General features: G+C 73.5%; 22 protein-coding genes. 1 reads left to right on the top strand and 21 read right to left on the bottom strand.

Going from position 1 to position 20,870, the window contains the following annotated elements; translation table 11 throughout:
- Nucleotides 1-5: 5 nt before the first annotated feature.
- The 19 genes from C7Y72_RS21380 to C7Y72_RS21290 all read right to left on the bottom strand — a co-directional run bounded on the left by C7Y72_RS21380 (nucleotide 6) and on the right by C7Y72_RS21290 (nucleotide 17,855).
- Nucleotides 6-992, bottom strand: coding sequence for an aldo/keto reductase (locus C7Y72_RS21380; protein WP_107571240.1), 987 nt, complete (start codon nucleotides 990-992; stop codon nucleotides 6-8).
- A 246-nt stretch (nucleotides 993-1,238) separates the two neighbouring features.
- A complete protein-coding gene (locus C7Y72_RS21375; protein ID WP_107571239.1) occupies nucleotides 1,239-2,789 on the bottom strand; it encodes a polyamine aminopropyltransferase in 1,551 nt (516 codons plus the stop codon).
- The gene (locus C7Y72_RS21370) at nucleotides 2,786-3,208 is read right to left on the bottom strand and encodes a DUF350 domain-containing protein (protein WP_107571238.1); all 423 of its coding nucleotides are present in this window, start codon (nucleotides 3,206-3,208) and stop codon (nucleotides 2,786-2,788) included. Before C7Y72_RS21370 ends, C7Y72_RS21375 begins: the two co-directional genes overlap by 4 nt.
- A gap of 1 nt (nucleotide 3,209) precedes the next feature.
- Complete coding sequence (locus C7Y72_RS21365) at nucleotides 3,210-3,962, bottom strand: hypothetical protein (RefSeq protein WP_107571237.1); 753 nt, start codon at nucleotides 3,960-3,962, stop codon at nucleotides 3,210-3,212.
- Nucleotides 3,959-4,375: a DUF4247 domain-containing protein gene (locus C7Y72_RS23630; RefSeq protein ID WP_158276988.1), complete on the bottom strand. Its 417-nt coding sequence runs from the start codon at nucleotides 4,373-4,375 to the stop codon at nucleotides 3,959-3,961. The genes C7Y72_RS21365 and C7Y72_RS23630 overlap by 4 nt, the downstream gene beginning before the upstream one ends.
- Nucleotides 4,372-4,869: a DUF2617 family protein gene (locus C7Y72_RS21355; RefSeq protein WP_107571236.1), complete on the bottom strand. Its 498-nt coding sequence runs from the start codon at nucleotides 4,867-4,869 to the stop codon at nucleotides 4,372-4,374. Before C7Y72_RS21355 ends, C7Y72_RS23630 begins: the two co-directional genes overlap by 4 nt.
- A 3-nt stretch (nucleotides 4,870-4,872) precedes the next feature.
- Nucleotides 4,873-5,151 carry a hypothetical protein gene (locus C7Y72_RS21350; protein WP_107571235.1) on the bottom strand — a complete coding sequence of 93 codons (279 nt, stop codon included), beginning with the start codon at nucleotides 5,149-5,151 and terminating at the stop codon, nucleotides 4,873-4,875.
- On the bottom strand, nucleotides 5,148-5,750 hold the full coding sequence (locus tag C7Y72_RS21345; protein ID WP_107571234.1) for a DUF4178 domain-containing protein: 603 nt from the start codon (nucleotides 5,748-5,750) through the stop codon (nucleotides 5,148-5,150). The genes C7Y72_RS21350 and C7Y72_RS21345 overlap by 4 nt, the downstream gene beginning before the upstream one ends.
- Nucleotides 5,751-5,793: 43 nt before the next feature.
- Nucleotides 5,794-10,491 carry a DUF11 domain-containing protein gene (locus C7Y72_RS21340; RefSeq protein ID WP_107571233.1) on the bottom strand — a complete coding sequence of 1,566 codons (4,698 nt, stop codon included), beginning with the start codon at nucleotides 10,489-10,491 and terminating at the stop codon, nucleotides 5,794-5,796.
- A gap of 376 nt (nucleotides 10,492-10,867) precedes the next feature.
- Complete coding sequence (rplL, locus tag C7Y72_RS21335) at nucleotides 10,868-11,251, bottom strand: 50S ribosomal protein L7/L12 (protein ID WP_107571232.1); 384 nt, start codon at nucleotides 11,249-11,251, stop codon at nucleotides 10,868-10,870.
- Between the two features lie 12 nt (nucleotides 11,252-11,263).
- The gene (gene rplJ, locus C7Y72_RS21330) at nucleotides 11,264-11,983 is read right to left on the bottom strand and encodes a 50S ribosomal protein L10 (protein ID WP_107571231.1); all 720 of its coding nucleotides are present in this window, start codon (nucleotides 11,981-11,983) and stop codon (nucleotides 11,264-11,266) included.
- 97 nt (nucleotides 11,984-12,080) lie between these two features.
- Nucleotides 12,081-12,806 (bottom strand): 50S ribosomal protein L1, encoded by a 726-nt coding sequence (gene rplA / locus C7Y72_RS21325; protein ID WP_107571230.1) that lies wholly within the window; start codon nucleotides 12,804-12,806, stop codon nucleotides 12,081-12,083.
- 2 nt (nucleotides 12,807-12,808) lie between these two features.
- Entirely contained in the window at nucleotides 12,809-13,231 is a 423-nt protein-coding gene (rplK, locus tag C7Y72_RS21320; protein WP_107571229.1) for a 50S ribosomal protein L11, read from the bottom strand.
- 57 nt (nucleotides 13,232-13,288) lie between these two features.
- Nucleotides 13,289-13,810, bottom strand: coding sequence for a transcription termination/antitermination protein NusG (gene nusG, locus C7Y72_RS21315; RefSeq protein ID WP_107571228.1), 522 nt, complete (start codon nucleotides 13,808-13,810; stop codon nucleotides 13,289-13,291).
- Nucleotides 13,811-13,837: 27 nt separating this feature from the next.
- Entirely contained in the window at nucleotides 13,838-14,152 is a 315-nt protein-coding gene (gene secE / locus C7Y72_RS21310) for a preprotein translocase subunit SecE (RefSeq protein WP_107571227.1), read from the bottom strand.
- Nucleotides 14,153-14,167: 15 nt separating this feature from the next.
- Complete coding sequence (gene rpmG / locus C7Y72_RS21305; RefSeq protein ID WP_154732998.1) at nucleotides 14,168-14,332, bottom strand: 50S ribosomal protein L33; 165 nt, start codon at nucleotides 14,330-14,332, stop codon at nucleotides 14,168-14,170.
- Nucleotides 14,333-14,460: 128 nt separating this feature from the next.
- Nucleotides 14,461-15,333, bottom strand: coding sequence for a transglutaminase family protein (locus tag C7Y72_RS21300; protein WP_107571226.1), 873 nt, complete (start codon nucleotides 15,331-15,333; stop codon nucleotides 14,461-14,463).
- Nucleotides 15,330-16,295, bottom strand: coding sequence for an alpha-E domain-containing protein (locus tag C7Y72_RS21295; protein WP_107571225.1), 966 nt, complete (start codon nucleotides 16,293-16,295; stop codon nucleotides 15,330-15,332). Before C7Y72_RS21295 ends, C7Y72_RS21300 begins: the two co-directional genes overlap by 4 nt.
- Nucleotides 16,296-17,855 carry a circularly permuted type 2 ATP-grasp protein gene (locus C7Y72_RS21290; RefSeq protein WP_107571363.1) on the bottom strand — a complete coding sequence of 520 codons (1,560 nt, stop codon included), beginning with the start codon at nucleotides 17,853-17,855 and terminating at the stop codon, nucleotides 16,296-16,298.
- Between the two features lie 171 nt (nucleotides 17,856-18,026).
- Here C7Y72_RS21290 and C7Y72_RS21285 point away from each other — a divergent pair, with 171 nt between their 5' ends.
- A complete protein-coding gene (locus C7Y72_RS21285; protein ID WP_158276987.1) occupies nucleotides 18,027-19,196 on the top strand; it encodes an MFS transporter in 1,170 nt (389 codons plus the stop codon).
- Here the strand turns inward: C7Y72_RS21285 and C7Y72_RS21280 are convergent.
- Complete coding sequence (locus tag C7Y72_RS21280; protein ID WP_107571223.1) at nucleotides 19,193-20,071, bottom strand: hypothetical protein; 879 nt, start codon at nucleotides 20,069-20,071, stop codon at nucleotides 19,193-19,195. The two genes, C7Y72_RS21285 and C7Y72_RS21280, sit on opposite strands and share 4 nt — an antisense overlap.
- Nucleotides 20,068-20,838 carry a FadR/GntR family transcriptional regulator gene (locus tag C7Y72_RS21275; RefSeq protein ID WP_233243956.1) on the bottom strand — a complete coding sequence of 257 codons (771 nt, stop codon included), beginning with the start codon at nucleotides 20,836-20,838 and terminating at the stop codon, nucleotides 20,068-20,070. The genes C7Y72_RS21280 and C7Y72_RS21275 overlap by 4 nt, the downstream gene beginning before the upstream one ends.
- Between the last annotated feature and the right edge of the window lie 32 nt (nucleotides 20,839-20,870).

Genomic DNA, 20,870 nt, shown 5'->3' with positions numbered 1-20,870 from the left:
GGGGTCTAGCGGTCCACGGAGGACATGTCCGGGTAGCGGTCGCCGTGGCCGGGGCCGACCGCGTCGATGCGGGCGAGGTCGTCGTCGGTCAGCTCGACCTCGAGCGCGGCGACGTTCTCCTCGAGGTAGGTGCGGCGCTTCGTGCCCGGGATCGGCGCGACGTCGTCGCCCTGGCGGTGGACCCAGGCGAGCGCCACCTGACCGGGGGTCGCGTCGTGGGCCTGCGCGATCTCCCGCACCACGTCGACGATCGCGAGGTTCTTGTCGATGTTGCCGTCCTGCAGGCGCGGCTGGACGCGGCGGAAGTCGCCGTCCGGGAGGTCGTCGACCGTGCGGACCGTCCCGGTGAGGAAGCCGCGGCCGAGCGGGCTGTACGGCACGAAGCCGATCCCGAGCTCGCGCACCGTCGCGAGGATCTCCCGCTCCGGGTCGCGCGACCAGATCGAGTACTCGGTCTGCAGGGCGGTGATCGGGTGGACGGCGTGGGCGCGGCGGATCGTCGCGGGCGCCGCCTCGGAGAGCCCGAGGAAGCGGACCTTGCCCTCGGCGACGAGCTGCGCCATCGCGCCGACCGTCTCCTCGATCGGGGTGTCCGGGTCGACCCGGTGCTGGTAGTAGAGGTCGATGTGGTCGACCCCGAGGCGGCGCAGCGACGCCTCGCAGGCCGCCTTCACGTACTCCGGACGGCCGTCGACCCCGCGCTTGGTCGGGTCGTCGGGATCGCGCAGGATGCCGAACTTCGTGGCCAGGACGACCTCGTCGCGACGGTCGGCGATCGCGCGGCCGACGAGCTCCTCGTTGGCGCCGAAGCCGTACATGTCGGCGGTGTCGAGGAAGGTCACGCCGAGGTCGAGCGCCCGGTGGAGGGTCGCGGTCGACTCGGTGTCGTCGCGGTCGCCGTAGAAGTCGGACATGCCCATGCAGCCGAGGCCCTGCCGGCTGACGGTGAGCGCGGCGTCGCCGCGGCCGAGGGTGGACGTGGGGAGCGTCATGTGCACTGGTCCTCTCGAGGGGGTGTCGTGTCCGGGACCGAGGGCCCGCGAGGGACCGGCGGCCACCCCCATCCTTCCCGTTCCCGCCCGGGCTACTCGCGCCCGCGGCGGGCGGGGCGCGCCGCCGCCGCGCCCCGGACCGATCCGCATCGGGGGGAGCCGGTGTGATGGGCCGGACCGGTCGGGGCGCGTACGGGGCGTCCTCCACGGTGCCAGCCGTCCCGTCACCGGGGCGTAACGGACCGCTCAGTAGTCGCGGTAGCCCTCGCGGGCGTACGCCACGATCCGCGGCTTGTCGAGCGTCGAGCGCAGGTCGCCCGGCGGGCGGCGGCGGTCGCGCCCGAACACGGCGGCGGCCCGCAGCGTCGGGCCGTCGAGGAACCGCAGCGGTCGCGGCGGCGGATCCAGCGTCAGCGCCGGGCGGGCGGTCCCGGCCAGGTGGAAGCCCCAGTCGCCGAAGCTCGGCACGTCGACGTGGTAGCTCGTGACCGCCAGGCCCGCGCCCTCGAGGCTCGCGGCGATCGACCAGTACGCCTTCTGCGCGAAGTACGGGCTGCCGCTCTGCACCACGAGGCGACCGCCCGGCGCGAGCGCGCGGCGCACCAGCCCGTAGAGCTCCACCGAGTAGAGCTTGGCGAGCGCGGCGTCGTCGGGGTCCGGGAAGTCGGCGATGACCACGTCGAACGCGTGCGCGGGCGCGGTGCGCAGCCAGGCGAACGCGTCACGGGTGACCGTCCGCACGCGCCGGTCGCGCAGGCTGTCGCCGTTGAGCGCGCGCAGGCGCTCGTCCTCGCGGGCCAGGCGCAGCATCCGCGGGTCGAGCTCGACCTGGACGGCCTCGCGGACGTCCGGGTAGCGGAGCACCTCGCGCATCGCCAGGCCGTCGCCGCCCCCGAGCACCAGCACGCGGGAGCGCGACCCCGCCATGGCGGGGTGCACGAGCGCCTCGTGGTAGCGGTACTCGTCCTTGGAGGAGAACTGCAGGTCGCCGTTGAGGAACAGCCGCAGGTCGCCACCGGCCAGCGACCGCGTGAGCACGATCTCCTGGTAGCGGGTGCGCTCGCTGAGCACGATCGGGTCGTCGTAGAGCGCCTGGCGCGCGTCGACCTCGAAGCGGTCGGCGAGCGCCGCGGTCGCCCCGAGGACCGCGAGGACCGCGGCGAACGCGACGCCCAGCCAGCGTCGCGTGCGCGCCGACAGGTCGCCGCCGAGCAGCCACACGACGACGACGCCGGCCCCGAGGTTGAGCGCGCCGACCGCCAGCGCGGTGTCGATCTGCCCGAGGAACGGGAGCAGCAGCAGCGGGAACGAGACGCCGCCGACGACCGCGCCGAGGTAGTCGGCGGCGAGCAGCTCGGCCACCGAGGTGCCGGTCTCCTGGCGGCGCACGCGCTGCAGCAGGACGACGAGCAGCGGGATCTCGCAGCCCACCAGCAGGCCGATCGACGCGGCGAACAGCAGCATCACCGGCTGGTAGAGGTCGAGGTACGCGAACGCGGCGTACAGGCCGATCGCGCTGAGGCCGCCGATCAGCGCCACGAGGCACTCGACGAGGGCGAACGAGACGACCGGGCGACCCATCAGCGGCCGCGACAGCAGCGATCCCGCGCCCATGCTGGAGACGAACGCGGCGAGCACGAGCGAGACCTGCTCGATCGAGTTGCCGAGCAGGTACGTGCCCATCGCGACGATCACGAGCTCGTAGATGAACCCGCAGACCGCGACGAGCAGCACGGTTCCCAGCAGGACGGCCCGGGCGGGCCGCTGCGCGAGCGCGACCACGACGGCGACCGTCAGCTGATCGCGGCCGCGACGATCGCGCCGGCCGCCAGCAGCGCCGCCGCGATGACGTACGCCACGGGCTGCTCGCCCTCCTGGTGACAGACGTCGCTGAGCTTGCCGGGCGTGAGGACGTCCACGACGACGAACGCCACGCCGAGCATCAGCACCCCGACGCCGCCGTAGCCCGCCGTCTCGGCGAGGCCCTCCCCGAGCGGCCCGTCGGCCGAGGCGATCGCCGTGGTGACGACGGCGCCGACCGCGACCATGCCGGCGGCGGTGATGATCCCGGCGGAGCGGTTGCGCTCCTCGATGATCAGCTCGCCGAGCTTGCCGGGGATCAGCAGATCGAGGATCAGGAAGCCGGCGGCGAGCAGCGCGACGCCGACGGCCCCGTAGAGGAGGGCGCTCGCGATCTCGGTGAAGAAGTCGTCCATGTCAGGTGCCCTTCGGTGCGGGTGGGTCGGTCTCGGCGGCGCGACGGCGACGGCGGGCCGCGAGGCGGGCGGCGCGCCCGGCGGCCGAGCGGTCGCTCAGGACGACCGAGACGAACCACCAGACGCCGCCGAGGATCGCCAGCAGGCAGACGGCCAGGGCCAGCCACGACTCGCGCAGCCAGTCGGGCACGCGCGGGGAGCCGGTCGCCCGGTCGCGTGCGGCAGCGCCGGTCGGGCCCGTCAGCGCGTCGGCCTCGAGCTCGGGCGCGGCGCCCTTGGAGGCGGCGACGATCGGCAGCGCCCCGACCATGTTGGCGAGCACGACATCCCCGTCGTCCCCCTTGAGGTCGCCGCCGTCCAGGCCGAGCGCCTCCAGGTCCCCGATCCGCGGACCGTCCGGGAGCGTGGAGACGACCGTGGCGTTGGAGCTGTCGTCGGCCTCGCAGGACTCGCAGGTGAAGCGGACGCTGCCGAAGAGCTCGACGACGCGGGTGCAGCCGGCGTTCTCGGCGTCGGTCACGCCGATGCCGGGCCCCGCGCCCGAGCCGACGTCGATGCCGCTCGGCCCGCCCGACGAGTCGCTGACGTCGACCCGCCAGCCGTAGCAGACGTCCTGCTCGGCGGTCGCCTCCGCCAGCGACTGCGCGAGCTCGGCGGCGTCGCCGTCGGACAGCAGCGGGCCCGCGCTCGCCGGGGTGGCGAGGACCGCCGACGCCAGCAGCGCCGCGAGCACCACGACGAGGCGCGCCCTCACTTGCCGCCGCCCCCCGGACCGCCGCCGCGGAAGCTCTCGGCGGGCCCCGAGTAGGTGCCCCAGTAGCCGCCGACGTACGGGTAGAAGAGGCCGTACCCGCGGTTCTCGTCGGCGAGCGTGATGCGCGAGCCGCGCCCGTCGGGCTGGACGCCCACGTAGTCGCCGCGGTAGCGCAGGAAGATGCCCTCGGGCGTGACGCGACGGTCCGCCGGCTCGTGCTCGCGCTGGATGTCGGCGGCGACCTTCGCGGGCGGCTGGCTCGACCGGTAGACCTCCGCCCCGCCCTGGCTGCCCGCGCGGGTGTAGTGGTCCTTGACGTAGCCGCGCACCGAGCCGGTCGTCGCGAGCGTCAGGACGATGCCGAGGACCCCGACCGCGATGAGGCCGAGCGCGAGACCGCGACGGGGGTTCACCGGCGCACCGTCACGGTCGTGGTGGTGTGGACGAGCTCGTCGGTCTGCGGGTAGGCGTGCCAGGTCTCCCAGCTGACCGCCTCCCGACCGACCGCGCGGGCGCGCAGCGCGGTGAACGCCTCGACGTGCCCCGGGAACAGCCCGACGAGGCCGTCCGGGTCGACGGCGACCGCGTCGGCGAGGTCGAGGCCGTCGGCGGCACCGAGCGGCAGGACCTCGGCGGTGAAGCGGTAGGTGTGGGTGATGCGGTCGTGCTCGCGCACCGCGGGCAGGTCGCCCGGACGGCCCGGGTCGCAGGCGAGCACCTCGCACAGCGCGACGCCGTCCCCGCGGACGTGGACCTGGTGGGAGTGCCCGAGCAGCCCGAGCTCGACCTCGAGGCCGCCGACGCGCACGCGGCGGGTGCCGAGCGTCGGGCCCGGGGCCCGATCGAGCCGCAGCACGAGGTCGGCGGCGCGCACGTCGGCGTACGGGGTGGCTAGCGCGAGCTTCACCGGTCAGGCCCCGGCGGCGTCCGCGCGCAGGGACTCGGTGCGGACCTCCTGGGCCCGCAGGGACGAGCGGACCTCCTCCACCTCGGCCGCCAGCCGGGCGGCCTGCGCCCGGTGGCGGTCGGCGAGGGCGGCGAGCTCCGGGTCGGCGCCCGGCAGACCCGCGCGGACGTCCAGCCGCGCGGCCTCGTGCGCGGCGCGGGCCTTCGCGCCGATCAGGTCGCCCAGCTGCGCACGAAGCGCGTCCTCGGTGGCCTGCGCCTCGCCCAGCGGGTCGCCGCTCACGACCCCGACCCCGGGTAGACGTCGAAGGCGTGCTCGGACACGACCGCGCCGACGTTGATCTCCCAGGCCCCGGAGCCGTCGTAGCGCTCGAAGCTCAGGCGCTGCTCCCCGGCGACGTAGTCGGCGTACTCGGCGCGACCGGAGCCGCCCGGCCCGTCCTGCTCCTCGAGCGTGTAGTCGGCGGTGCCGCGCTCGTCGAAGCGGTAGGCGACGCCGTCGACCTCGAGCGTGCGCTCGCCCGGCTCGAGCGTCGGGTCGGGGCGGCGCTCCCACAGCACGCACTCCAGGCCCTCGTCGTCCTCGACGGACAGCCAGCGGGTGTAGTCGCCGTCGACGAGCAGGTGCTCCTCCCAGCGCGAGCCGCCCTCGCGGAAGCGGTAGCTGCGCTCCACGATCGCGTCGTGCCCGTCGTGGGCGACGACGTCGCCGATCCGCAGGCCGCGGACCGAGGAGCGGCGGGCGGCGGCGGGCTCGGCGGTGCCGATCGCCCGCCCGGGGGCGTCGCCGGCGGTCACGGCGGCGGTGCTGCGGCCACGGACCAGGACGGCGACGCCGGCCCCGATCAGGACGAGGAAGACGAGGACGAGGACGACGGTCATCGGCCCCGGACGCTACTACAGCGCCCGGGACCGGACCGACGAGCTAGCGCGCCAGTTTCACGATCCGTGTCGCGGTACCGAGCCGCAGCTGCCCGCGGCGCAGCGCCTTCGAGCGCAGCGCGCGCTTCCCGGCCGACGTGGCGCGGAGCGTCACCTTCGCGGTGCGCCCGGAGCGGACGACGTAGCGACCGGTGGCGAGCACGGTGCCCTTGCGGACCACGCGACCGCCGAGGCGCTGCGTGGCCGCGGCCAGCAGCCGGACCGTGCCGCGGCACGTCGCGCCGCCGCCGCAGCGCACCGCGGTCACCGCGGTGGCGCCCCGGACCGTGACCGTGCTGCGGGCCAGGGCCGCGCGGCCCGTCGCCGGGGCGGCCGGCCCCGACGGCGCCGCCGGGGTCGTCGCCGGGGCGGACGGGGCCGTCGGGGTCCCGGCGCCGGTGGCCGGAGCGTCCGGCGTCGCGGCGGCGGGGGCCGGGGCCGGGGTGGCCGCCGAGCCGCCGGTGGCGGTGATGCGGGCCGAGCCCTGGTTGTCGGCGAGGTCGGTCTCCGGGGTCGCCGTCGCCACCTGGGCGGTGTTCTCGATCGTCGTGAAGGCCTGCTCACCGCCCGTGCGGGTCGACAGGCACAGCAGCGTCACGGAGGCGTTGAGGTCCTGGCCGGTCGGGTTGAAGAACCGGAACGCACGGGTCTTCGGCCGCGGGTCGTTGCCGAGCGGGACGAGGCCCGGGTCGACGTCGTAGCCCCCGACGACGCCCTTCGCGTCGTCGGCGCAGTCGAGCTGCACCTCGACGGTCTGGCCAGCAGCGACCACGACGTCCTTGCGCAGCAGCTGCAGGTTCAGCGGGTGCGTGTGCCCGTCGGTCACGCCGAGCGTGCGGTCCAGGCAGCGGATCGAGAACGTCGCCTGCGTGCCCTCGGGGCTGTCCAGCGCGAACGTCCAGGCGCTGTCGCCCTGCGGGAACGAGGTCAGGATCGTGGCGTCGCCCTGCAGGGCGATGCCGGGCTGGATCGGGGTCTGCCCCGGACCGCACGACAGGGTCACGGTGTTGCGGCCCGCCAGCAGCGTGCGGGTGTTCGTGACCGGGTCGCTGACCACGAGGTCGTGGGCGTGGCCGAGCTCCTGCGAGGTCCGCTCGCTGACGCAGACCGCGAACACCTTCGCCTGGGCGCGGCCCGTGGCGTCGTTGCGCACCGTGCCCTCCCAGCCGCCGCGGCCGACCGCCCGGTTGACGAGGACCTTGGGGGACGCGAGCGTGCCCGTGCCCTGGTCGACCGCGTCGACGCGCGTCGAGCCGTCGGTGGCGAGGTAGCCGGACGGGCAGCTGACCGCGACCGTGCGGGTCTGGCCGGGCTCGAGGTCCAGCTGGGCCTCGACCTTCTGCACGTCGAGCTGGTGGCTCGCGCCCGGGTTGGCGACCGTGATCGGGTCGACGGTGACGCGCAGCTCCTTGGTGACCGAGCCGCCCGCCGGGATCGAGCCGACCTCGCAGCGGACGATGCCCGCGGCGCCGCCGGGCCCGATCGTGCAGGGCGCATCCGCCGAGGCGTAGTGCACCCCGGGCGGCAGCGTGTCGGTGATGACGACGTCGCGCGCCGTCGCCGGCCCGGCGTTGGTCGCCTTCAGCGTGTAGGTGACGGTGTCACCCGCGGTCGCGGTGGTGCGGTCGGCGGTCTTGGTGATCGCGACGTCCGCGACGTCCAGGACCGTCGTGGCGATGGTGTCGGTGTTGTTCGTGGTGTCCGGGTCGAACACCGGGCTCGCGACCGTCGCCGTGTTGCGGATGGTGCCGCTCGCCGTCGCCGCGACCCGCACGGTGAAGCCGGTCTGGCGGGACGTGCCCGGGAGGATCGGCTGCGCGTAGCTGCAGGTGACGGTGCCCGCGGACTCGTTGCAGCCCGGGGCGCCGGAGACGTACGTGACGCCGGCCGGCAGGACGTCGGTGACGGTGACGGAGGTCGCCGTGTCGGGCCCGTCGTTCGTCGTGACGAAGAAGTAGTCCAGCTGGTCGCCCGGGGACACCTGGGCGGGATCGGCACGCTTGACGACCTTGAGGTCGGCCGCGGCCGCGACCGGGGTGACGACCTGGTCGGTGTTGTTCGACGTGTCCGGGTCGGCCTCGTTGCCCGACGCGGACGCCGTGTTGGTCAGCGTGGTCTGCCCGGCCTTCACGGTGCCGCTGACCTTCACGGTGTACGTGTCACCGGCGGCCAGCGCGCCGACCGCGCAGGTCAGCTGCGTGCCGTCGACGGTGCAGGCGGCGCCGCCGTCGGTGGTGACGGCAGACAGGCCGTCGGGCAGCGCGTCGCGCAGCACGACGCCGGTGGCGCGCGAGGCACCGCGGTTCTCGACCTTCACCGTGTAGGTGACGCGGTCACCGGTGCGCGGCGCGGCGGGACCGTCGAGCGTCTTGACGACGCGCAGGTCGGCGCCCGCGACCGCCACCGAGGCGTCGGCGGCGTTGTTGCCCGGGGTCGGGTCGGCCTGCTGGCCGGCGACCGTGGCGGTGTTGCGGACCGTCGTGGTGGCGGCGGACGCCATCGCGCGGGCCGTGATCTCGACGGTCCTCGAGGCGCCGCGGGCCAGCGTGCCGACCGGGCAGGACAGCGTGCCGCTGACCGGGTCGATCGTGCACGCCGGGGTCGAGGAGACGAACTGCAGGCCGGTCGGGAGCGCGTCGGTGATCGTCACCGAGGTCGCGGTCGACGGGCCCTCGTTCTTCGCCGTGAGCGTGAACACGACGGTCTCGCCGATCACGACGGAGGCCTTGTCGGCGACCTTCGTGAGCGTCAGGTCCGCGGACTGGGAGGACGGCGAGGTGTCGGTGGAGCTGTTGTTGGAGAGCTGCCCGTCACCGCCGCCCGAGACCGTCGCGGTGTTCGAGACGTCGCCGCTGACGCCGCCGTCGACGTCGACCGACAGCGTGATCGGCGGGTAGGCGCTGCCGGCGGGCAGCGCGTCGGCGCGCGTGCAGGTGACGACCTGGCCGCTGATCGAGCAGTCCCAGCCGGTGCCGCTCGCGGCGGTCGGGGTGAGGCCGGCGGGCAGCGTGTCGCTGACCGTCACGGTGCCCTGCGTGCGGGCGTCGCCGACGTTGTCGACGGCGAGCCGGTACGTGTTGGCGGCGCCGCCGACCAGCGGGCCGCCGGTGCGCGTCTTGGCGATGCGCAGGTCGGGCGCGGTGACGGTGCTGCGGACCGAGGAGGTCGCGCCGAGCGGCGTGTTGGTGGTCTGGGAGAAGAAGCTCGCGGTCGCCGTGTTGTCGATCCGCGTGCCCGCGGGGACCGGGTCGTCCTGCAGCGCGGGGCCGTTGACGCGGACCCGGAAGGTCAGCGAGTAGGTGCGTCCGGGCGCGACGTTGCCGCCCTGCGTGGCGTTCGCGCCCGCACCCAGGCGGGCCACGACGCGGGCGTTCGCCGCGTCGTACTCGCCGCGGTCGTCGCCGGTGGCGTCGGTCGCGGCGCCCGCGGTGCTCGACGTGCCGCCGAGGACGATCGAGCCGGGCACGTAGGTCGTGTTCGCGGGGATCGGGTCGCGCAGCACGAAGTTCGCCGTGCCGTCCTGGCCGGTGTTCGTGCCGGAGACCGTGTACTCGAGCACGTCGCCCTGCTCGACCTGGCCGCCGTTGACGTCGCGGACGGTCTTCGTCTGCTCGATCTTCGGCGCGTAGATCTCGGTGGCGAAGGTGATGACGCCCGGCAGGTACTGGTCGCCGGAGGTCGTGACGCGGATCGTGGCGCTCGTCGCGCTGTTGCCGATGAAGCCGTTGGCGGGCGTGAACGAGGCGTCCATGCCCAGCGTGTTGGCGTACGACGGGTTGCGGTCGGTGAACAGCGCGCCGTCGCGGCTGATCCGGGAGTTGAAGAAGTTCGTGGCCGGGTGCTGCGCGTCGCTCAGCACGTTGCCGTTCAGCGACGCGGAGTCGCCGACGAGGCCATGGTCGCCCTCCCAGGTGACGAAGCCGATCTCGGTCTTGACCTGGCCGCTGGGCGGCGTGAGGAAGCCGGACACCGGGATGTCGGTGGGCGGGTCGGTCGTGCGGATCGTCCGCAGGCCGTCGAAGACCGTGAGGTTGCGCGCCGGGGCGGTGGTGTCGCGGTAGGCGACGATCAGCGTCCAGCCGGCGTAGCGGTCGCCGCCGCGGCCCGCCTGCACGTTCGCGACGCCGTACGTGCCGTTGCCCGCGTTGGGCAGCGGGCGGACGAGCGCGGTGACGTCCTTGAACGCCTGGTAGCGCCCGATGTTCAGCGTCGAGTCGTCGACGGTGTCGGCGGTCAGCGTCTGGTACCCCGTGGCCCCGGGCAGGCGCAGGCGCACCGTGTTGCGGGCGTTGGCGTTGGGCGCCGCCGCCGTCCCCGTGCTGTAGTCGCCGCCCCAGTAGAGCCCGGCGAAGAGGACCTCGGCGCCGGCCGGGAGGCTCTGGTTCGCCGTGGAGGAGTTGAACGTCGTCGGGTCGCTGTCGACGTCGACGTACGTCATGTCGTAGTTGTTGTTGTACGAGACGTTCGCCGTGCTCGTCGGCCCGACGTTCTGGGTCGTCGCGCACGTCGTGCCGCTGGCGTTCGAGCCCGCGGGACACGTCATCAGCGTGTTGGCGATGCCGGCGATGTCGCCGGTGTCGTTCGTCGAGAACCGCGCGGAGAAGCCGCGGTCGGCCGAGGCGACGGACGTGCAGGTGAGCAGGACGGCGACGAGCAGCACCGTCGCGCGCAGGGCAGCGCGGAGCGGGAGGTGGGGAACCATGCCTCCCCCATCGGCACGACGGCTCCCGAACTGGAGTCCGCGGCGGGCGGGCGGGAACCCGGATCCGGACATCTGCGACATCGCTCCTGCCTTTGCTGTGGCCTGTCGGCCGTCTTGGGACGAGCGTCGCCGGGCGTGACTCCGGCGACGGTACGCGCAGCATCGACCGCCCGCGGCCGGCGCGGGATCACGCGGGCGCACGGTCCGCCGGGCGAACGGCGCGTGGCCGATCGGACGACCCCCGGTGACCGATCGGAGGAGGGGCGACGCCCGTCGCACGAACCGCAGGACCGGAGGTGGAGCGGGACCGAGAACGACGGAGGGCGCCCGCTGGGCGCCCTCCGGGACCTGCTGAAGCGTCGGGTGACGCGTCGGGCTACTTGAGCTCGACGGTCGCGCCGGCCTCCTCGAGCTCGGCCTTGAGCTTCTCGGCCTCGTCGCGCTCGATGCCCTCCTTGACGGCCTTGGGCGCCTCGTCGACGACCGCCTTGGCCTCCTTCAGACCGAGGCCGGTCGCCGCACGGACGACCTTGATGACCTGGATCTTCTTGTCGCCGGCCGCGGTGATGACGACGTCGACGGTGCTGCTCGCCTCGTCCTCGCCGCCCGCGTCACCGCCGCCGCCACCGGCGGCCGGGGCCGCCGCCGCGACGGCCGTCGCCGACACGCCGAACTCCTCCTCCAGCGCCTTGATGCGCTCGGACAGCTCGAGCACCGAGATGCTCTTCAGCTCGTCGATCCACTCCTGAGTCGTGGCCATGTGATGTTCCTCCTATGCGTCGGTGCTGTCGGCGGCAGCCGACGCATCCGTCTGGTCGTTGTCGGTGGTGCTGGTGTCGGCCTCGGCGGCCGGGGTGTCCTCGGTGGCCTCGGCCGCGGGGGCCTCGGTCTCCTCGGCGGGAGCCTCGGCCTCGGCCGGGGCGTCCTCGGTGGCCGGAGCCGCCGCGGCAGGCGCGTCGCCCGCCGGGATCTCGCCGGACTGCTTCTTCTCGAGCACGCCACCCAGCTGGATGGCGACGCCCTGGATGAGGGCGTTGAGCGTGCGCACGACGCCGGAGACCGGCGAGGCGACGACGCCGACGAGCTGCCCGTAGAGCACCTCGCGCGACGGCAGCTTCGAGATCGCGGTGATCTGCGCCGCATCGAGCGGCTCACCGTTCATGATGCCGCCCTTGAACTCGAGCAGCTGCGTCGTCTTCTGCGCGTCGGAGACGGCCTTGGCGGCCGCCGCGACGTCACCGCGGACGAAGGTCAGGGCCGTCGGGCCCGTCAGCAGCTCCTTCAGCTGCGGGGCGTCCACCTTGTCGGCGGCACGCTCCGTCAGCGTGTTCTTGACGACCCGGAACGTGGCGTCGGACTCGCGCAGCTTCCCGCGGAGCTCGGCCACCTGGGCGACCGTGATCCCGCGGTAGTCCACGGCGAAGATCGCCTCGGATTCCTGGATGTCGGCGGCGATCTCGTCGATCACCGCGGCTTTCTGTTCCCTGTTCATGGGCCTCCTGTCCTGGGCTTGTGGACCCCGATCCTCGTCGGGGTCCGGCCAGGGGTCTTCGGTGGCGCGACTGGTAGGTGAGGAGCGTCCGGGTCGCCTAGGCGGCGGTGGGCGCGGCCTCCCCGAGGATGTCGCGGGTACGGGTGGCGTCGACCTTCACGCCCGGGCCCATCGTGGACGCCATGGTGATGGTCTTCAGGTACTTGCCCTTCGCGGCCGACGGCTTCGCGCGGACGAGTTCGTCGATGACGGCCGCGTAGTTCTCGAGCAGGTGCTCGGCGGGGAAGCTCGTCTTGCCGATGACGAGGTGGACGATCGCGGTGCGGTCGGTGCGGTACTCGACCTTGCCCGCCTTCGCCTCCTCGACGGCCTTCGCGACGTCCATCGTCACGGTGCCGACCTTCGGGTTCGGCATCTTGCCGGACGGGCCGAGCACGCGGCCGAGACGGCCGACGAGCGGCATCATGTCCGGGGTCGCGATGGCGACGTCGAAGTCGGTGAAGCCCTCCTCGACGCGCTTGGCGAGGTCGTCGGCGCCGACGATGTCCGCGCCCGCGGCCTCGGCCTCGGCGGCCTTCGGGCCCTGCGCGAAGACGGCGATCGTGACCTCCTTGCCGAGACCGTGCGGCAGCGCGATCGTGCCGCGGAGCTGCTCGTCGGCGTGGCGGACGTTCAGGCCGGTGCGCACGTGGATCTCGACGGACTCGTCGAACTTCGCGCGCTTCAGCTGCTGGACCAGCGCGACGGCCTCGGCCGGCGAGTAGTCCCGCGAGCGGTCGACCTGCGACTTGACGTCGCTGTAGCTCTTGCTGTGCTTGCCCATGGCTAGACGACCTCCACACCCATCGAGCGGGCGGTCCCCGCGATGATCTTCGCCGCCTGGTCCACGTCGTGGGCGTTCAGGTCGGCCAGCTTCTTCTCCGCGATCTCGCGGACCTGCGCCTCGGTCAGCGTCGCGACCTTGACGCGGTGGGGCTCAGCGGAGCCCGAATCGATCCCGGCGGCCTGCTTGATCAGGATCGCGGCCGGCGGGGTCTTCGTCACGAACGTGAACGAGCGGTCCTCGTACACGGTGATGACGACGGGGATGATCGTCCCCGAGTCCTGCTGCGTCTGGGCGTTGAACGCCTTGCAGAACTCCATGATGTTGATGCCGTGCTGACCCAGGGCGGGGCCGACCGGCGGAGCCGGGCTGGCCTGGCCGCCGGCGGCCTGCAGCTTGATCTGGGTGAGGACCTTCTTTGCCATGCGGTGTCTCCTGCCACTGCACCGGCGGCGCCGGTGGGAGTGGTCGTAGCGGATTGCTTAGATCTTCTTCACCTGGTCGAACCCGACCTCGACCGGGGTCTCCCGGCCGAAGATGGAGACCAGGACCTTTAGCTTCTGCGCGTCCTGGTTGATCTCGGAGATCTCGCCCGAGAAGTCCGACAGCGGACCGCTGACGACCTTCACGGACTCCCCGATGCTGAACTGCGCCTTCGTCTGGACCTTCTGCGCGACCTCGCGCTTGAGCAGCCGGTCGACCTCGACCTGCGTGAGCGGGACCGGCTCGTTGGACGCGCCGACGAACCCGGTGACGCCCGGCGTGCCCTTCACGAGCTGCCAGGAGTCCTCGTTGAGCTCCATGTTCACGAGCACGTAGCCCGGCATGGTGCGCTGCTCCTTGGTCTTCTTCTCGCCGTCCTTGACCTCGGAGACCGTCTCCGTGGGCACGACGATCTGGCGCATGAAGCGCTTCTGGCCCAGCGAGACCGAGCGGTGCTCGAGGTTCTGCTTGACCTTGTTCTCGTGCCCGGAATAGGTGTTGACGACGTACCAGCGGAACATGGCGTTACCTGACTGACGGAAAGACGATTAGAGGACGAGGTCCACGAGGTTTTCGGCGGCGACGTCCGCGAGACCCAGGTAGGCCCCCGCGACGACGACGAAGCCGAGGACCACGGCGGTGGCCTGCCCGACCTGGCGGCGGTCCGGCCACTGCACGCGCTGCAGCTCGGCCCAGGACGCCTTCAGGAACCGGCCGAACCGCGCCGGCCCGCCCTTGGTGGACTGGCCCGGCAGGCTCTGCTCCCGCGGGGCACCGCTCGGCGCGGCCGCGAGGGCCTGCTGCTCGAGCTCGCGCTCGTCGGGAGCGTCCTGCTCCTGCTCGTGCTCGTCGTCGCGCGCCACGTCGGCGTCCCGCGGTTAGCGGGTCTCCTTGTGCGACGTCTGCGACCGGCACCACTTGCAGTACTTCCGCAGCGTGATGCGATCGGGGTTGTTGCGCTTGGACTTGTTGGTCTGGTAGTTGCGGCGCTTGCAGTCCTCGCAGGCGAGGGTGATGGCGATGCGCACGTCTCCGCGGGCCATGTGGCGTTCCCCAGAGGAAGAATGTTGGACAGGCTGCGACGGGCTTCCGGGCGAAAAAAGAACCCGCCCGGGAGCGAGTCGACCCGGGAGGATAGCGTGCGGCGTCCGCGGGCGCGGCGCCGTGGCGCTCAGGCCCGCGCGCTGGTGGCCGGGTCCAGGCGGGTGAGCTTCACCGACGCCTCGTAGGTCGCCTGCGCGACGCCGCGATAGACGCCCTTGATCGGCGGCACGTCGACGTAGTGGCGACCGTGCCCGATCTTCACGTGGGTCTCCCCCGCGAGCCGGCGGTTCGTCGGGTCCGCCCCGACCCACACGGGCTCCCCGCGCTCCTCCGTCGGCAGCAGCGCCTCGAGCCACGCGTGCGTGTGGACCTCCATCGAGTCGAGGCTGCCGTCCGCCGGGGCCGCCCAGAGGTACCCGCTGACGTAGCGCGCCGCGATCCCGTGGCGGCGCAGCAGCAGCAGCCCGAGGTGCACGAAGTCCTGGCAGACGCCGCCGCCGACGCGCAGCAGGTCCTCGACCGTGGAGCCGACGTACGTGGCGGTCTGGTCGTAGCGGAAGCGGTCGGGGATCAGCTCGCACAGGAGCTTCAGCGTCGCCAGCGGGGTCGTGGCGCGGGTCGTCTCGACGAGCCCGTCCAGCAGGCCCTCGGGCGGCTCCGCCGGGCCGGGCAGCAGGAACTCCCCGGCCGCCTCCTCGTAGGCGGGCGTCCCGAGCGCCTCCCAGGAGGACTCCGGCGGCTCGGCCGGCTCGGAGGTCACGACCCGGGCCCGCACGTCGATCGTCAGGTGGTCGTGGATCTTGGGGATCCCGAACTCGATGACCTCGGTGCCGAAGTAGTCGCGGTGGCTCTGCACGCGCGTCTCCGGATCGGTGCGGAACTGGAAGTCGTCGCAGCGCTGCGTGCTCGTCGTCGCGGGACGCACCCGCAGCGCGTTGAGGTTGTCGGACACCGGCCCGTCGTAGCGGTACTCGGTGAGGTAGCGGATCTGGAAGTTCATGCGTTCACGTGGGTCGCGACGACGCCCGGCGCGGCCGCCCCGGCGAAGTAGCGCTCGGCGATGTCCTGGTCGACCTGCGCGAGCTCCGACTGGATGAACTCGAACGTGCCGTGCAGGCCCCCGACGCCGGCGATCTCCGAGCGGCGACGGAACTCGAGGTCCGCCCCGAGGCGCGTGAGGCGCAGGACCGGCTCGCTGTTGCGCGGGTTCAGGTCGGCCTGCTCGATCGACTGCAGCAGCGACTCGACCGAGGCGGCGACGCTGTCCGGGTAGGCGCGCTCGAACAGCAGGAACCGCGCGACCGGCTGCGCGTTGGGCGGGCCCGGCACGGCGCGGCGGAACGCCTGGAAGCCGCCGACCGCCTGCAGCAGCGCGAGCGCCTGTCCGTCGCGCGCGGCGGTGTCGTCGGCGTCGGCGACCGGCAGCGCGACGCGCAGCATCCGCAGCACCATGTCGGCGGCCTCGATCCGACCGCCGGCGATGAGGAACGCGCTCGCGTCGTCGCGCAGCATCGTCCGGCGCGTGAGGCCCCAGAACAGCGCCGAGCGCTCCTTCACGTACTGGTAGAAGGAGTAGGGGCCCGTGCGCAGCCGGGCGGAGAGGTCGCCCTCCAGAAGCGTGAGGTTCGTGGTGTTGACCGCCTCCCACATCTCCGCGCTGATGACGTCGCGGACGGTGCGCGCACCCTCGCGGCCGCGGGCGACGCACGAGACGACGCTCGCCGGGTCGTCGGCGTCGAGCGTCAGCCGCTCGAGCACGTCGTCGCGCCGGGCCGGGAGCCCCTCCGGGTTGGCGCCCATGATCGCGAGGATCGAGCCCCAGCCGAGCGTCACGCCCGCCGGGTCGTCCGGGCGGCCCTGGACGTCGGCCTGGAAGACGCCGTCGAGCATCCGCGCGGTGTGCTCGGCGCGGACGAGGTTGCGCCCCAGCCAGAACAGCTCGTGGGCGATGCGCGCGAGCATCTAGGCGTCCTCCCCCGCGGTCGTCGGGGCGGGGGCCTGCTGCTGCTGTTGCTGTTGCTGCTGGGCCTGGCCGGTCCAGCCGCCGTAGCGCAGGTCGGGCATCGTCGGCGGCAGCGGCGCCGGGATCGTCGGCTCCTCGCGCTCGGCGTCGGTGCCGTCCTCCAGCACCCAGGTGTCCTTCGAGCCGCCGCCCTGGGAGCTGTTGACGATCATCGACCCCTCGACCATCGCGACGCGGGTCAGCCCCCCGGGGATGATCTTGATCGTCTCGCCGAACACGGCGAACGGGCGCAGGTCGACGTGGCGCGGGGCGACGGTGCCGTCGACCCCCGCGGTCGGGACCGTCGAGAGCTTCACGATCTCCTGCGCGATGTAGCGCTCCGGCTCGGCCTGCACGTACTTCGCGACCTTCTCGAGCTCCGCCTTCGGCGTCGACGGCCCGATCACCACGCCCTTGCCGCCGGACTCGCCGGTGGGCTTGACGACGAGCTCGTCGAGGCGCCCGAGCACGTGGTGCAGCTGCTCGGGGTCGGTCAGCAGGTACGTCTTGACGTTCTGGAGGATCGGCTCCTCGGACAGGTAGTAGCGGACCATCTCCGGGACGTAGTGGTAGACCGCCTTGTCGTCCGCGACACCGGTGCCGAACGCGTTGGCGATCGCGACGCTGCCCGCCCGGTAGGCGCGCACGAGGCCGGGGACCCCGAGCAGCGAGTCGGGCCGGAACTCCAGCGGGTCGACGAAGTCGTCGTCGAGGCGGCGGTAGACGGAGTGCACGCGCTGCAGGCCGCTGGTCGTGCGCATGTAGAGCACGTCGTCGCGCACGACGAGGTCGCTCGCCTCGACGAGCTCCACGCCCATCTGGCGGGCGAGGAACGCGTGCTCGAAGTACGCGCTGTTCATCGGACCCGGCGTCCAGACGACGACGGTCGCCTCGTCGTCGGTCGACGGGGCCACGGCGCGCAGGGCGGCGAGCAGCAGCTGCGGGTAGTGGTCGACCGGCCGCACGCGGTAGTGCTGGAACAGCTGCGGGACCAGGCGCGTCATCGCGACCCGGTTCTCGAGCACGTAGGAGATGCCCGACGGCGTGCGGACGTTGTCCTCGAGGACCTTCCACGAGCCGTCGCTGTCGCGCACCATGTCGCAGCCCGCGACGTGGCAGTACACGCCACCGGGCGGCCGCACGCCGTGGACCGCGCGCGCGAAGTGCGAGCGGCTGACGATGAGCTTCCACGGCACGATGCCGTCGCGGACGATCTCGCGGCCGTGGTACACGTCGTCGACGAAGTGGTTCAGCGCGCGGATGCGCTGGGCCAGGCCGCGCTTGATGTGGGTCCACTCGGTCGCCGGGATCACCCGCGGGACGAGGTCCAGCGGGAACGGACGGTCCTTGACGGGACCGTCCTCGCCGGTGGCGTCGAAGGTGATGCCCTGCTGCATGAAGATCGCGTCGCGACGGCGCCCGGCGGCGGCGAGCTGCTCCGGGCCCAGCCGGGCGAGCTCGGCGACGAGCGGCACCAGCTCGGGGTGCGGCACCCCGCCCGGACCGAAGACCTCGTCCATGAAGCCGCCGGACGGACGGTAGACGGTGGGCTCTCTCAGGATCGTCGGCTCGTTCACGCGCTGACCATCATGCCCGGGAACGGGGTCGCTCACGCTGTGCGTTCGTCGGAACCTCCGCGGGCGCGGTTGTCCACCCGGTCGAGTCCGCGTCCGGAGCCGTACTCTCGCGGCATGCTCGGGTCGCCGCGACGCGCCGCCTTCGCCGGCGTCTTCGCCGCGACGCTCGTGGCGTTCCTCGCGATCGGGGCGGTCCTGCCGATCCTCCCGCGCTACGTGCAGGGGCCGCTGGACGGCGGCGACATCGCCGTCGGCATCGTCACCGGGGCGTTCGCGATCGCCGCGGTCGTCGGCCGGCCGGTCGGCGGCCGGCTCGCCGACCGCTGGGGACGCAAGCCGGTGATCCTGGTCGGGATGGCGCTGTGCACCGCGGCGGCGTGCCTGTACTACCTGCCGTTCGGGGTCGCCGGCATCGTCTTCGCGCGGCTGGTCCTGGGCCTCGGCGACGGCTGGGTGTACACGGCGTCCGCGACCTGGATCGTGGACCTCGCGCCCGAGGAGCGGCGCGGGCAGGCCATCGCGATGTTCGGGATGGCCATCTGGGGCGGGCTGTCGCTCGGCCCGCTGTTCGGCGAGCTGCTGCTCTCGATCGGCTCCTACGAGGCGGTCTGGGCGTTCGCCGCGGCGACGCCGCTGATCGCGGCCGCGATGGTCGCCCGGCTGCCGGAGGTGCAGCGCGCCCCGGCCCCGCCGCCACCGCGCGGCAGCGGGTGGCTGCCGCCCGGCGTCGTGCTGCCCGGCAGCGCCCTGCTGCTCGGCAACATCGGCTACGCCGCGTTCGCCGGGTTCATGGTCCTGCACCTCGACGCGGAGGGCATCGGGCACGGCTCGGCCGCGTTCGTGGCGTTCGCGGTCGCCGTCGTGATCGGTCGTCTGCTCCTGGGCGGCGTCCCGGACCGCTACGGCGCCCGGCCCGCGGCCCTGGGCGCCGGCGGGCTGGAGGCCGCCGGGCTGACGATGATCGCCTTCGCCGGGTCGCTGCCGGTCGCGTTCGCGGGCGCCCTGGTGATGGGGCTGGGCTTCTCGCTGCTCTTCCCCGCCCTCGCGCTGGTGGCGATCTCCGCCAACCCGCCGGAGCGGCGCGGGGCCGCGCTCGGCGCGTTCACCGCGTTCTTCGACATCGGCGTGGGCGTCGGCGGCCCGCTCGCGGGCGCCATCGCGTCGCTGACCGGCTACACCGAGGCCTTCCTCGTCGCCGCCGCGTGCGCCGTGATCGCCGCCGCCCTCGGCGTCCTCGCCGCCCGCACCCCCGCCCGCGGTCGAACAGGGAGTTCTTCGGCCTAGAGGGGAGAAACTCCCTGTTCGACGGGGTCGGGGGTCGGCGGCGCCCAGGCGCGCAGCACCTCGACGAGGCGCTCGACGGACAGCTCGTAGGCGTCGGCGTCGAGCCGCGCCTCGCGACCGTCGGCGTTCGTGAGGGTCACGCTGGTGCCACGCACGGCGTAGTGCGTGATCTCGGACCAGGGCAGAGGGGCCGCGTCGTCCACGACGAGGCCCGACGGGCCGACCGCGAAGGAGGAACCGCGCCCGCCGCGCACGAGCAGCGCGACGAGCATGGCGGCCGTTCCGCCGCAGAAGGTCCCGATCACCAGGCGCTCGACGAGCGGTCCGTCGTCGACGATCGCCGCGGCGAGGCCCCACAGCAGGGCCGCAAGGACCAGCAGCCCGATGAGGGCGTCCCCGTCCCGGTCCTCCCGGTAGGCCGTCGGCCGGCGGTCGGCGACCCGTCCCACGGCGACGAACGGCTCGAGCGGCCCGCGCGGGTCGGCGCTGCCGTCCGGCAGCCGGCCGAGGACCGCCCGAACCGCGTCGGCGCCGGACTGCAGCGCCACGAGGACGCCGACGAGCCACACGAGCTGGCCGGCATCTGCGCCGAGGAGCCCCGGCGGCAGGCCGACCGCCGCCTCGACGACGAGGGCACCGCCGATGCCCAGGAGCCACGCCAGTCCGAAGCCCAGCCAGCCGAGCCAGCGCGGTTCGTCCCGGCGGGCGCCGCGCGGGTGGCGCCCGGCGACCACGTCGACATAGGGGCCCGCGAGCACGCCGACGGCGATCAGCAGCAGACCGCTGCCGCCGGCCTGGGCCAGCAGCGTTCCCAGGTACATGGTCAGCAGCGGGGCGGTGACAGCGGCCACCAGGATGCGCAGCCGCGCGCTCATCCCCGGTCCGCCACCGGGCGCAGGAACTCCGGGACGGGGCGGACCATCGAGCGGCCCGACTCGCGCTCCCACGTCCGCTCGAGGCCGCCGAGGTGCTCGTCCATGACGGCCTCGACGCGGTCGAGGTCGCCGGAGCGGATCGCGGCGAGCGTGCGCTCGTGGACCTCGACCGACCACGCCGGGGCGAGCGGCTCGTGCAGCGTCATGTCGCGGGCGATCTCGAGGTCGCGCAGCAGCGAGCGCATGAGCTTCATGATCGAGCGGTTGCGGGTGGCGCTGGCGATGCCGAGGTGGAACTGGAGGTCGAGCTGCAGGAAGCGGTCCTCCGCGGACTGCGGCATGCGGTCGTCGCGCAGCAGCGCGCGCTGGCGCTCGATCGTCTCCTCCAGGGCGGCGAAGTCGTCCTCGGTCGCGTAGGCGGCGGCGAGCTGCGCGACGCGCGGCTCGAACAGCCGGCGAGCCTCGAGGACGCCGCCGATCTCCCCCAGGCGCAGCTGCTGGGTGCGGTGGACGAGCTCGCGCGGGACGACGTCCCCGACGACGAACATCCCGCCCGCCGACCCGGGACGGACCTCCAGGACCCCGGCCTTCACCAGGACCCGGACCGCCTCGCGCAGCGTCGGGCGGCTGATGCCCATCTGCTCGGCGACGAGACGCTCCGACGGCAGGCGGTCGCCGACCCGCAGCTCGCCGTGGCGGACGCGCTCGGCGATCTGGGCGACGGCCTCCTCGAACGTCTTGCGTGTCTGGACCGGACGGAACTCCACGCCGGTGAGTATCCCTGACCGGAAACCCGTCG

The sequence above is a fragment of the Paraconexibacter algicola genome, from assembly GCF_003044185.1.
GTDB classification, from domain to species: domain Bacteria; phylum Actinomycetota; class Thermoleophilia; order Solirubrobacterales; family Solirubrobacteraceae; genus Paraconexibacter; species Paraconexibacter algicola.
Note: the sequence above shows the minus strand (reverse complement) of the source record. Positions and strands in the feature narration are given on the sequence as shown.